Source organism: Vibrio sp. 10N.247.311.49 (assembly GCF_041467655.1).
In the GTDB taxonomy this organism is placed as follows: Bacteria; Pseudomonadota; Gammaproteobacteria; order Enterobacterales; family Vibrionaceae; genus Vibrio; species Vibrio crassostreae_C.
Map to the genome: position 1 here is coordinate 1 of NZ_JBFSVA010000026.1, position 12820 is coordinate 12820.

Consider the following 12820-nt stretch of genomic DNA (forward strand, 5'->3'; position numbering starts at 1 on the left):
GGGTGGTAAGAGCTACCAAACTGAGAACGCGAAAGATAAAGATTGGAACGTTCAATCAGGCTCTAACGACCTGAAAATGTCGTTCACTGATAACTTCGGTCAAGCACAAGAAATCGACATCAGCGCAAAAGCGGGTGACGACATTGAAGAGCTAGCAACGTACATCAACGGTCAACAAGATTCTGTTAAAGCATCTGTAACTGAAGACGGCAAGCTACAAATGTTCACTGGCAACAACAAAGTGAGCGGCGATGTGTCTTTCTCTGGTGGTCTTGCTGGTGAGTTAGGTATTCAAGCAGGTAAAGACGTAACGGTTGACACTATCGATGTAACATCAGTTGGCGGCGCACAAGAGTCTGTAGCTGTTATCGATGCGGCACTTAAGTATGTAGATAGCCACCGTGCTGAATTGGGTGCTTTCCAAAACCGTTTCGACCACGCTATCAGCAACTTAGACAACATTAACGAGAACGTTAACGCATCTAAGAGCCGTATTAAAGATACCGATTTCGCGAAAGAAACGACTCAGATGACTAAGTCTCAGATCCTTTCTCAAGCTTCAAGCTCGATTCTTGCTCAAGCGAAGCAAGCTCCGAACTCGGCACTTAGCCTACTAGGTTAATCGATTGAAAGGCCACGTTGACTATATGTTGTTCATAGGCGTTAACGTTAGGCTTCCACAAATTAGCTCGTGGTGAGAGATGAGCGCTAAACAGGACCCAGCTTCGGCTGGGTTTTTTATTGCCTGTTATTTGGTGAGCGAAGGACGACGATTGGGTGGTATTGATCCATTGTTTACCTGAATCGAAGTCTTTAGTCGTCATCTCAGAATCGAGTCGAGCGAGATATCAGAGAACTGTTGTCTGCCTGAAGTCATCCCCCGTGATTTAACGTGCGGTAGCAGCGCCTAGAATGGCGTTTAACTTGGTTTAATACAAAGTAGGTGTTAGTCGGTAATTAAGGATTGGGATTACTGTGGCTTATTGAGGGATTGTTTACAGCAAGGTGGGAGTAGTAATCAGAACTGTTGTTTAAGGAACTCGAGCAATATAACAGGCACAAAAAACGCCACCCTTAGGTAGCGTTTTAATTAAAGCAGATAAGTAATCGAAATTACTTAGTTACTTTAAGAACTGGAGTTTCGCCAACAGTTACAGAACCAGAAAGCTTGTTCAGCTCCTTGATTTCGTCCATGTTAGAGATAACAACTGGAGTAAGCGTAGATTTTGCTTTCTCTTCTAGAAGCGCTAGGTCGAAAGTGATGATAGTGTCACCAGCTTTAACAGATTGACCTTCTTCAGCTACACGAGTGAAGCCTTCGCCTTTAAGTTCAACAGTATCGATACCGAAGTGAACGAAAAGCTCAACACCGTCGTCAGACTCGATAGAGAATGCGTGGTTAGTTTCGAAGATCTTACCGATAGTACCGTTAACTGGAGCTACCATTTTGTCGCCAGCTGGTTTGATCGCGATGCCGTCACCAACGATTTTTTCAGCGAAAACTACATCTGGCACATCTTCGATGTTTACGATTTCACCAGAAAGAGGTGCGATGATTTCGATTGCACCAGCATCAGCGCTGTCATCAGATACAAGCTTTTTCAGTTTGTCAAACAGACCCATTGTGTCATGCTCCTAACGTTTAGTTTTATTCTGTAGAATATACTATACCAATCTAACAAATTAGACGACTATTTTTAGCCGTCTAACGTTATTAAGCGATTGGCGATTACTGAGTTTTCTCAGCGATGAACTTTTCTACGCAAGCTTCAATTTCAGCAGCTGTTGGTAGAGATAGTGCTTCGTCAGCCATAGCTTTAACTTCAGCGAAGTTAGAGTTACGGATTACTTTCTTAACTTTAGGGATAGAGATACCGCTCATAGAGAACTCATCTAGACCCATACCAAGAAGAAGTAGCGTTGCACGCTCATCACCAGCAAGCTCACCACACATACCAGTCCACTTACCTTCAGCGTGTGATGCGTCGATCACTTGCTTGATTACTGTAAGAACAGCAGGAGATAGTGGGTTGTATAGGTGAGAAATCATTTCGTTACCACGGTCTACCGCAAGAGTGTATTGCGTTAGGTCGTTAGTACCGATAGAGAAGAAAGATACTTCTTTCGCTAGGTGGTGTGCGATTGCAGCAGCTGCTGGAGTCTCAACCATTACGCCGATTTCGATTTCTTCATCGAAAGCTAGGCCTTCAGCGCGAAGTTCAACTTTGTACTCTTCGATTGCTTTTTTCAGTTCACGGATCTCTTCAACAGAAATGATCATTGGGAACATGATACGTAGTTTACCGTGTGCAGATGCACGTAGGATGCCACGTAGTTGGTCACGTAGGATTTCACGACGATCCAAGCTGATACGTACTGCACGCCAGCCTAGGAACGGGTTCATCTCTTGTGGAAGGTCCATGTATGGTAGGTCTTTGTCGCCACCGATATCCATAGTACGGATAATCACTGACTCGCCTTCCATTGCTTCTGCTACTTCTTTGTAAGCAACGTATTGCTCTTCTTCAGTAGGAAGCGCGTCACGGTCCATAAATAGGAATTCAGTACGGTACAGACCAACGCCTTCACCGCCGTTACGCAGGATACCGTCACAGTCTTTTACTGTACCGATGTTGCCACAAACTTCTACACGGTGACCGTCTAGAGTTTCAGCATGTAAATCTTTTAGTTTTGCTAGTTCAACTGCTTCTGCTTCGAAATCTTCTTTGATTTTCTTAGCTTCTGCTAATTCAGCATCTGAAGGGTTGATGATGATCTTGTTGTTCATCGCGTCTAGCACAAGCATGTCGCCGTTCTTAACTTGCTTAGTGATATCGTTAGTACCAACGATAGCTGGAAGTTCAAGAGAACGTGCCATGATTGAAGTATGAGATGTACGACCGCCGATGTCACAAGCGAAACCAAGAACGTAGTCTAGGTTGATTTGTGCAGTTTCAGATGGCGTTAGGTCGTAAGCTACTAGGATAACTTCTTCATTGATATCTGCTAGAGATACAATGTTAATGCCTAGAGCATTTTTAACGAAACGAGTACCGATATCACGGATATCAGTTGCACGTTCTTTTAGGTACTCATCATCAAGAGACTCTAGTGCAACAGCTTGCTCTTCGATCACAGTGTGGATCGCGTTGTCTGCGTGCATCTTGTCTTTCTTGATGAGTGCTAAAATCTCTTCTTCTAGCTCTTCATCTTCAAGCAGCATGATGTGGCCTTCAAAGATTGCTTCTTTTTCTTCGCCAAAAGTTTCAAGTGCTTTTTGCTTAACAACTTCAAGTTGTTGAGAAGATTTGTTACGAGCGTCAAAGAAACGCTGTACTTCTGCTTCAACTTGGTCGTCAGAGATAGATTGAGTGTTTAGGACAATTTCATCTTCTTGAAGTAGTAGTGCTTTACCGAAAGCAATACCAGGAGATGCTAGGATGCCTGAAATCATAGCCTTACCTTAGTTGTTCAACTGTAAACGGGAGAGTGTGTGACTTTAAGTCGTCGACTAATGTCGCGCTTATTCCTATCTATTTCGAACAAAGCCACTTTGCTATGCAAAATGGCTTTGAAAGAAGGAGACCGTATTAGTGTAGTTGATCCATAAGAGCAACTAGGTGGTCTACTGCTTGCTGAGCTTGAGGACCTTCAGCTGAAATAGTAACGTTAGTACCTTTTACTAGGCCTAAAGTTTGTAGTTTGAACAGGCTTTTCGCGCTAGCGCTTTTGCCGTTAGAAGTCACTGTGATGTCAGCGTCGAAAGATTTTGCTTCTTTAACGAACTGTGCAGCTGGACGAGTGTGAAGACCGTTTTCTGCTGTGATTTCTACTTGCTTCTCGTACATTTTATATACCCCAATTAATTTATTTTTTGTAAGTTTGTAACCAGATTAGCTTAACTGCTTTAGCCCAAATGCGCTAGAGGCTAGTACGCCATGTTCGTGTTAGAACTTAGACTGGTTATAAATTTTTATCCAGCCATGGTCGTCTTTTGCTGAGTACTCATGACTTTCAGAATTTGTTTATTGCTTCTTTTATTTTGAAGCGAAAAATAAAACAGACCCGATATTACCAAAGGTGGGGCAGGGATCAACAAAAAAGCCCCTAAACGGGGCTTTTTTGGACGAAAAATTGATTTGACCACATATTATTGTTGGTTCTCTTTTTCCGTAAAGATGCCAGCAAATAGGGCTGTGCTTAGGTAACGCTCACCAGAGCTTGGTAGTACAGTAACGATAGTTTTTCCTGCAAATTCAGGTAGTTCGGCGATTCTGTTTGCTGCTACAACTGCCGCGCCAGATGAGATGCCTGCAAGAATACCTTCTTCTTTCATTAGGCGTTGAGCCATCTCAATCGCTTCTTCAGAAGTTACCGATTCAACACGGTCAATAATCTCTAAATCTAGGTTTCCAGGGATGAAACCTGCACCGATACCTTGAATTTTGTGTGGAGCTGGTTTGATTTCTTCACCTGCAAGTGCCTGTGCAATCACTGGAGACTCTGCTGGTTCAACCGCTACTGAAGTGATCGCTTTGCCTTTTTCACCTTTAATGTAACGACTTGTACCTGTGATAGTACCGCCCGTACCAACACCCGCTACAAACACGTCGATTTCGCCGTCTGTTGCTTCCCAAATTTCAGGACCAGTCGTTTGCTCGTGAATTTGTGGGTTGGCTGGGTTGTTGAACTGTTGAAGTAGTAGGTACTTGTCTGGGTCTGAAGCAACAATCTCTTCTGCTTTAGCAATCGCACCGTTCATACCTTTTGGTGCTTCAGTCAGCACTAGGTTTGCGCCAAGCGCTTTAAGCAGCTTACGACGTTCTAGGCTCATTGATTCAGGCATAGTTAGCGTTAGTTTGTAACCGCGTGCTGCTGCTACGAATGCAAGTGCAACACCTGTGTTACCACTGGTAGGTTCAACAAGCTCGATACCTGGCTTAAGCGTACCCGCTTTTTCTGCTTCCCAGATCATGTTTGAACCGATACGACATTTAACACTGAAGCTTGGGTTACGAGCTTCGATCTTAGCTAGGACGTTACCTTTGCTTACTTTGTTAAGGCGGACTAGAGGTGTGTTACCAATCGTTAGGGTGTTGTCTTCGTAGATCTTGCTCATGCGATATTCCTTCATTTAATGACAGAACTAAACGTAGTATATCAATCACTTTACCGTCTAGTGTCTTTCGATGTTTGTTCAGCTTGAATTTAGATTAAACAAGTTGAAAAAAAGGTAAAAGGATTAAAAAGTTATATCATATAGATATGTAGCAGAATTGACGCCTATCTTTATTGAAATCAGAACTTCAAAAAGATAGGCGAAACTAGGAAGTGTAGAAAGGGTTAGAGACGAGAACTATAGACGAGAACGCAGAGCTTGGTCTTTAAACTCAGCAACCCACATTGCCGTCGCGCCGCAAACGGCAACGGGCATTACGATCAGGTTTAGAATTGGAATTGTGGTGAACACAGAAACAAGCGCGCCAAAGCTGTAGCTCTTGCCTTGTTTTTGTTTCAAATTGTTTCTCATGTCATCAAATTTGATTTTATGGTTATCGAACGGGTAGTCGGCGTATTGAATCGCTAACATCCATGCTGTGAAAATGAACCATAAAAACGGAGCAACGGTTTGCCCTAGTGCTGGAATTAACAAAAGTAGGAATAAACCGATCGCTTTTGGCAGAATGTAGACAAGCTTGCGCCATTCTCTCGCTAATATACGTGGGGTATCTTTGAGGACATCAAGTAAACCATCGTCATTAACTTTTTTACCGCTCAACAACTCTTCAACTTTTTCCGCGAGTAAACCGTTGAACGGTGCGGCAATGAAGTTAGCGAGCGTGCTAAAGAAATACGAGAATGTGGCCAAGACGGTTAACACAAGTAATGGCCATAAAATGTATGACAACCACGACAAGAAACTTGGCAATGCACCAATCCAACCTTCAATCCAAGTGTTTAGGTTGGAGAAGATATAAAACAAGGCACCACCAACGAGTAACACGTTCGCGATAAGTGGCATTAGTACAAACTTACGAATGCTCGGTGATAAAGCGATTTTTATTCCGAAAATAAAATAGCCAAAGCCGGAGCGGGGAACAGATTCAATAGTCATATTTAAATTAGGTCACATGTGAATTTGGTTAAATAGCAAACATGTCTAGTGTACTCGACCGAAATTAAGAAAAAAAGCGTGGTGAAAATCACACCATGTAAGGAACTAATTGTATTAAGTTGTTCTAAAACAGTGGCTACTTTTGATAGAGTAGTGAGATTAGCCAAATTAACCCAACTTAGTGACAGCGTGTTTATAGCTAGTTGACTAAGAAAGCTGAGAGCGAAAAATGCAGGAATTGCGATTTGTACTCATTATTGTTGGCGCATTAGCTATCGCCGCATTATTGTTCCATGGTCTATGGACGAGTAAAAAAGAAGGGAAAGCAAAGTTTGGAGATAAGCCGCTCGGTAAGCTTGATAACGACAGCTTAGATGAAGCAGAAACTATTCCAAACCGTTCATTCGCCCCAGAAGATGATTTTGAGATAATCCGAAAAGAACGTAAAGAGCCGGATTTTGCTGTTTCACCCTCTGATACTGATCCGCTGATCGACTCAGATCCGCTAACAGCGCCACAAGCGAAAGAAGCTTACGAAGATGATATCGAATTAAATGATCTTCCTTCTTTCAGCGTAGAAGACCCAATTAAGGTTGAAAGTGAACCTGAAGTGATTGAGGAAGAGAAGGACGTTGAGCCTGAAGTTCCAAGCTTTGAGTTGACTGACGAGCAAAAAGAAAACCATGCCGGCTTTAAAGTGCAGTACGGTTCGTTTGAAGAGCCTTCTGAAACAGTTGATGAGCCAGTCGTTCCAAACGAAACGCTTACTCAAAGAGAGCCAGTTGTAGCGAAAGAAGTCGTGACTCCGCAAAGTGCGACTGTTGAAGAAGCAAAACCAGATGAAGAACTTGGTTTAGAAGTGATCGTTCTTAATGTTCACTGTGCTGGAGAGATCCCATTCGTTGGGACTGAACTTTTCCGCAGCATGGAGAACAACGGTTTAACTTATGGTGAGATGTCTATTTACCACTGCTTTGCACAATCTACAGATGCACCAAAGGTTATTTTCAGCGTTGCAAACATGATGCAGCCAGGAACGCTAGAACATGATGATCCTGCTGACTTCACGACTAAAGGTATTTCGTTCTTTATGACGTTGCCTTGTTATGGTCAAGCTGATCAAAACTTCAATGTGATGCTGAGTGCGGCGCAGAAAATTGCTGACGATATGGGCGGAAACGTGTTGGATGAGTCACGCAACTTAATGACACCAAACCGTTTATCTGACTACCGCAAGCAAATCAGAGACTTTATGACGGCATCGAATGCCTAGCCGTATTGTTTAGCCTTGTAAATAATCTATATTTATAGAAAAGGGCTCCTAAGGGAGCCCTTTTTGATATTTCAATCACGATAGAGAATGATATGAAAGAATCGATTCAAGTTACCTTAGAGCAGTTAAGAGAAACTCTGCATTATCACGCCGTTCGTTATTACGTAGAAGATAGCCCTGAGATCCCTGATGTCGAGTACGATCGATTAATGCAGCAATTGCTAAAGATCGAAGAAGAGAACCCGGAACTAGTGACGGTAGATTCTCCGAGCCAACGTGTTGGTGGTCAGCCTCTCGATGGTTTCACTCAAGTGACTCATGAGATCCCAATGCTTTCTCTGGACAATGCTTTCTCTGATGAAGATTTGGATGCGTTCAATAAGCGAATGTCTGATAGAGCGCCAACCGCTAACCTCAAGACTTTCTGTTGTGAACCTAAGCTTGATGGCCTTGCAGTTAGCCTACTCTATGTGAATGGTATTTTAGTTCAGGCTGCGACACGTGGTGACGGTGCGACGGGTGAAAACATCACTGAAAACGTGCGTACGATCAGCTCTATCCCACTTAAGTTACAAGGTGAAGGCTGGCCGCAGCGTATTGAAGTTCGTGGCGAAGTGTTTATGCCAAAAGCGGGTTTCGATAAGTTGAATGAGATGGCGTTGAAGAAAGGCGAGAAAGTATTTGTTAACCCACGTAATGCTGCCGCAGGTAGCCTGCGTCAGCTTGATTCTCGTATTACTGCGAAACGTCCGCTAGCTTTCTACGCATACAGTGTAGGTGTTGTACAAGGCGCTGAGCTATCAAATAGTCACTACCAACGCTTTTTACAGCTTAAAGGTTGGGGCTTACCTATGTGCCCCGAGACTAAGCAACTGAGCTCTCTCGAAGACGTGAAAGCCTATTACCAAGATATTATGACTCGTCGTGATGCTCTGGCTTACGAGATTGATGGCGTTGTTATCAAAGTCGACGATATCGCGGCTCAAGAAGTACTTGGCTTTGTTGCACGAGCGCCACGTTGGGCAATTGCTTATAAGTTCCCAGCTCAAGAAGAGATTACACTGCTCAATGACGTTGAATTTCAGGTGGGCCGTACTGGCGCTATTACGCCGGTTGCTAAACTTGAACCTATCTTCGTTGGTGGCGTGACAGTCAGCAATGCCACTTTACACAATGCCGATGAGATTGCGCGTTTAGGCGTGAAGGTAGGCGACAGCGTTATTATTCGCCGTGCAGGTGATGTTATTCCGCAAATTGTGGCTGTTGTACTAGATCGTCGCCCTGAAACGGCTAGAGACATTGTTTTCCCTGATGCTTGCCCTGTATGTAGCTCTACGGTTGAGCGTGTCGAGGGGGAAGCTGTAGCGCGTTGTACTGGCGGTTTAGTCTGTCAGGCGCAGCGTAAAGAAGCGCTTAAGCACTTTGTGTCGAGAAAGGCGTTGGATGTCGATGGCCTTGGCGTAAAAGTGATAGAGCAGCTTGTGGACCGTGAAATGGTAGAAACGCCCGCTGACTTGTTCAAGCTTAGCGCGGGCGTAATTACAGTTCTTGATCGTATGGGGCCTAAATCGGCGCAAAATGTGGTGAGTGCGCTGAATAAAGCCAAAGACACAACGTTAGCACGTTTCCTCTATTCACTCGGTATTCGTGAAGTCGGTGAAGCGACGGCTATGAACTTAGCTCAACACTTTAAGACGTTGGAACTGGTTCAAGCAGCTACTCATGAACAATTAGTTGAAGTGTCAGATATTGGTGACATCGTTGCTAGCCATATCACCAGCTTCTTCTCACAAGAGAAAAACAGAGCGGTCGTCGATCAGCTGATAGAGCTAGGTGTGAATTGGCCAATCATCAAAGAAGCTGCCGATGACCAAGAGCTACCATTAGAAGGTAAAGTCGTTGTGTTAACAGGCTCATTGTCGCAATTAGGTCGAAGTGAAGCTAAAGCTGCGTTACAAGCATTAGGTGCGAAAGTGACGGGTAGCGTATCGAAGAAAACGGACATCTTGTTTGCCGGTGAAGCTGCGGGTTCTAAATTAACTAAAGCACAAGATTTAGGTATCGAAATAAGAACAGAAGAAGATCTAATAGCCCTTATTTCGTAAGTAAATACAGATAAAAAAAGCTCAAAGGCACTCCTTTCAAGGGAGTGCCTTTTTTGTTTCTGATATAAAAATGAGGGCTTTTTAATTGTTGAGAATTTTGTTCCTATACGAACTCTAAAATCAGGACAGTGACGCTGCTCAACATTAATGAAATACCATTGTAGTTGTATCAAAAATGCGAGTCATATCTATTTTTACAAAGTGATAATTACCTCAAGTTGTTGAATTTATTGGTATTGATTTTGTTTTGGTGAGGATTTTTCTATTTATCGATCTGGATCACTAAGTACCTATTAAATTTGCACCAACTCATATTTTTTTAGATGAAAATTAAGTTCTCATTGATCTTTTTGAGGGCGAAGTTAGTCTTAATGCCATGGATGCACATGATGTGTATAACCAGAAAGGAAATAGAGAATTCAGAGTTTAGGGTTCTCAAACAAGAAAAGGTATTTCTCTCTACGGCGGCCAACTTTAGGCGGGGAATATTCAAACAGCTATATCCATTTTTAGGAGTTTTATTCCATGGAAAACAAAATTTTCAAACGTACTCTACTAGGTGCATCCGTTGCACTTTTATCGACAGGCGTAATGGCGAAAGAAGTTGGTATCAACTCTGATTTCAACGTTGACGTATACGGTGTTGCAGCTATCTCTCTAGTTAACTACAACACAACTGACAACAACGACTCTAGTACTGGTTACGCTGTAGAGAATGAATCTCGTATCGGCTTCCGTGCTCATAAAGAGATGTTTGATGACGTATTAATCACAATGCAGATTGAATCTGGCTACGTAGATAGCACAGACTGGGGTCATGGCGGCGTTTCAGGCGGTGTGCTTGGTTTCCGTGATACGTTCGTTGGTGCTTCTGGCTCTTGGGGTAACCTGCGTGTGGGTCGTGTTCTTACTCCACTATACGAAATCGTCGACTGGCCATTCTCTAACCCTGGTCTAGGTTCTGTATTCGATTGGGGCGGCATCAACGGTCACTACGATCGTCAATCTAACCAAGTTCGTTACGATTCAGCTAAATTTGGCGGTTTCTCTTTTGCAGCTTCTGTTGGTCGTGACGACAACGACAACGGTGGTGGTGCAGCAACTCGTGACGCAAACTTTGTTGGCGCAAGTGCTAAGTACAGCTTCGAGAAAGTAACATTAATGGGTGCGGTTGAATCTGGTACTCGTGTCGTTGCCGCGTCTGGTGGTGATTGGTCTTTTGATGAAAACGGTAACCCAGAACAGGCTCCTGAAGTAGCTGGTTACGATGATGATACATTCGCATACATTGTTGGTTTCGAAGCTAGCCTACCAGCAGGTTTCGGTTTCGCTGCAGCATATAAAGGCGAAGAGCTAGATAACAGCATCCGCAAAGTAACTCAAGATTCTTACTCTATCATCGGTCAATACTGGAATGGTCCAATCGGTTTCAAACTAGGCTACGCAGCTAACCTTGAGTCTGAAACAAACGGTAAGAAAGACGCTAACTCAGACAGCAACACTATTTCTGGTCAGTTAATGGCTGTTCATAACGGTTTCGTACCTTACCTACGTGTAGCGGGTCGTACTGTTGGTGACGCTGATACAGATATCGTAACTCGCGTTGGTCTTGAATACGGTTTCTAAGCTAGAATCTTTAGCTTAAACAGTTAGATAAAAATCAAAACGCTGGTAAATTTTGTTTGCCAGCGTTTTTCCATAGTGAACATAAGGAATTAGTCATAATGAATAAAGTTAGTGTAGTCGTATTATCATTATTTTTGGGAGCTTGTAGTTCACTCGATTCACAAAGTAATTTTGCAGACTCAGTTGCTGATGTACAGCCAAAAGGTGGCTACATTCAAGTGACTGGGCAATCTTATGTAGCGGAAAGTAAAGCGAATGTCGGGGCAGACATCCTGAAATCGTCACTCTACTTTACATACAACAAAGAAATAACGCAGAATTCGGCTCCAGAATCTTCCATTACCATGGATGTAAGCTATTTCCAGAGCTATAAAGAATACGAAACCGTTAGCTTTTTTGGTAAGACGATAGACCTTGAAGAGAGACAACTTCCAAGAGAGAGCTGCAGCGAACACTGCACAAAGACTCAGTATATTAAATTTCCATTGAGCGAAGCTGACATCCAGCAAGCAAGAAAAAAGAATTTAGAATTTACACTTGATGGACAAAACTCAGTGATGAGTACAACTTTCATTGTGCCGAAAGCGTATATCGACACAATTTATAACGGTGCAAATAATCATACGGCTATCGCTGTTGCTCCGGTTGCGGTACCTGTTGCGGCTGTAGTTGCTGAAGAACCAAAAGCGTCTCAAGCTCAAGAGATGGTTAATTACTGGTATGGTCAAGCGACAAAAGAAGAGCAAGCTGCTGTGACTGATTGGGCATTCAAGAATCGTAAAAACGCTACCCCAACATCACTAGAAGGCTCAAAAGAAATCGAAATGGTTTCATATTGGTTCAATAAGCTAAACAGCGAAGAAAAATCTCAAACTATGATTTGGCTATTAGAGCAAGAGTAGGCTTCTAACGTAAGTCTCTAGCTATGTTTTTCAACCGCAGTATTGTATAACAGCAGTACTGCGGTTTTTCATTTTAGGCTTACAGGTAAGATTGTGAATATTGGTGAAGTAGCGAAGCGTGTTGGTACAACAGCGAAATCCATTCGTTTTTACGAAAGTAAAGGCATGATGAGCCCACCGCACCGATCAGAAAATGGTTACAGGCAATATGGCGAGATTCATATCGAACAGTTAGAGTTCGTTTTGAGAGCTAAAATGGTTGGTTTCACTCTCGATGAGTGTAAGTCACTGGTTGAGTTGGCAATGAATCCCAACAGACAAAGCTACGAAGTAAAGAAGAAGGCTACTCAGAAGTTAGATGAAATAGAGTTGAAGCTTGCGGAGTTAAACAAGATGAAGGTGCAGCTACAATCTTGGGTACATGACTGCCCTGGAGATACTTCAACGGAATGTCCTATCTTGAATAATCTATCTGGCCGCAGTTAGGTTATTCCAGTTCTAAATAATCGTCAGGCAGCAATTTCATTACTAGCCTGACTTTAATCACCTATCACAGCACCTATCACAGCACCTTTCCGCCGTAATGTTTACAGATCAACAGTGGTACATGAGTGACTGCGTTACCATCTGAACACTTAACGATAGGCCCCATGTTTCCGTTACCAGGAGACTGACTGCTCGCTAGAGCGCTTCCAAATGACAAGCTGAAAATAGCCGTTAGAATTATTAAAAAATGTCTCATACAAACTCCATTAGGTTTATCTCTAATTGAGATAATTGAAAGTATGGACAAGGAAAA

At 43.0% G+C, this 12820-nt stretch carries 12 protein-coding genes; 6 read left to right on the plus strand and 6 right to left on the minus strand.

Features of this window, described 5'->3' with window-relative positions; all coding sequences use genetic code 11:
* Positions 1 to 622: flagellin (locus tag AB6E54_RS19280; protein ID WP_372168999.1), on the plus strand; the 622-nt coding region annotated here is incomplete at its 5' end.
* A gap of 491 nt (positions 623 to 1113) precedes the next feature.
* Here the strand turns inward: AB6E54_RS19280 and crr are convergent.
* From crr to cysZ, 5 genes are all read right to left on the minus strand, one after another.
* Complete coding sequence (crr, locus tag AB6E54_RS19285) at positions 1114 to 1623, minus strand: PTS glucose transporter subunit IIA (RefSeq protein WP_004737851.1); 510 nt, start codon at positions 1621 to 1623, stop codon at positions 1114 to 1116.
* Positions 1624 to 1729: 106 nt separating this feature from the next.
* Positions 1730 to 3454 (minus strand): phosphoenolpyruvate-protein phosphotransferase PtsI, encoded by a 1725-nt coding sequence (ptsI, locus tag AB6E54_RS19290; RefSeq protein WP_017061935.1) that lies wholly within the window; start codon positions 3452 to 3454, stop codon positions 1730 to 1732.
* 136 nt (positions 3455 to 3590) lie between these two features.
* Positions 3591 to 3848, minus strand: coding sequence for an HPr family phosphocarrier protein (locus AB6E54_RS19295; protein WP_004734263.1), 258 nt, complete (start codon positions 3846 to 3848; stop codon positions 3591 to 3593).
* A 302-nt stretch (positions 3849 to 4150) separates the two neighbouring features.
* Positions 4151 to 5119 carry a cysteine synthase A gene (gene cysK, locus AB6E54_RS19300; protein ID WP_017061934.1) on the minus strand — a complete coding sequence of 323 codons (969 nt, stop codon included), beginning with the start codon at positions 5117 to 5119 and terminating at the stop codon, positions 4151 to 4153.
* A 237-nt stretch (positions 5120 to 5356) separates the two neighbouring features.
* On the minus strand, positions 5357 to 6115 hold the full coding sequence (cysZ, locus tag AB6E54_RS19305) for a sulfate transporter CysZ (RefSeq protein ID WP_029235129.1): 759 nt from the start codon (positions 6113 to 6115) through the stop codon (positions 5357 to 5359).
* Positions 6116 to 6344: 229 nt separating this feature from the next.
* Between cysZ and zipA the strand changes: the two genes are divergently transcribed.
* The 5 genes from zipA (at position 6345) to cueR (ending at position 12507) form a co-directional block, all read left to right on the plus strand.
* Positions 6345 to 7388 (plus strand): cell division protein ZipA, encoded by a 1044-nt coding sequence (zipA, locus tag AB6E54_RS19310; protein ID WP_017061932.1) that lies wholly within the window; start codon positions 6345 to 6347, stop codon positions 7386 to 7388.
* 92 nt (positions 7389 to 7480) lie between these two features.
* Positions 7481 to 9493, plus strand: coding sequence for an NAD-dependent DNA ligase LigA (gene ligA / locus AB6E54_RS19315; RefSeq protein ID WP_102332551.1), 2013 nt, complete (start codon positions 7481 to 7483; stop codon positions 9491 to 9493).
* A 525-nt stretch (positions 9494 to 10018) separates the two neighbouring features.
* On the plus strand, positions 10019 to 11119 hold the full coding sequence (locus AB6E54_RS19320; protein WP_102332550.1) for a porin: 1101 nt from the start codon (positions 10019 to 10021) through the stop codon (positions 11117 to 11119).
* A 98-nt stretch (positions 11120 to 11217) separates the two neighbouring features.
* Positions 11218 to 12021: a DUF2057 family protein gene (locus tag AB6E54_RS19325; RefSeq protein ID WP_017063394.1), complete on the plus strand. Its 804-nt coding sequence runs from the start codon at positions 11218 to 11220 to the stop codon at positions 12019 to 12021.
* Positions 12022 to 12114: 93 nt separating this feature from the next.
* On the plus strand, positions 12115 to 12507 hold the full coding sequence (gene cueR, locus AB6E54_RS19330) for a Cu(I)-responsive transcriptional regulator (RefSeq protein ID WP_017061928.1): 393 nt from the start codon (positions 12115 to 12117) through the stop codon (positions 12505 to 12507).
* A 76-nt stretch (positions 12508 to 12583) separates the two neighbouring features.
* On the opposite strand, the gene AB6E54_RS19335 is transcribed toward cueR, so the two are convergent.
* Entirely contained in the window at positions 12584 to 12763 is a 180-nt protein-coding gene (locus AB6E54_RS19335; protein ID WP_017061927.1) for a hypothetical protein, read from the minus strand.
* Positions 12764 to 12820: the final 57 nt, after the last annotated feature.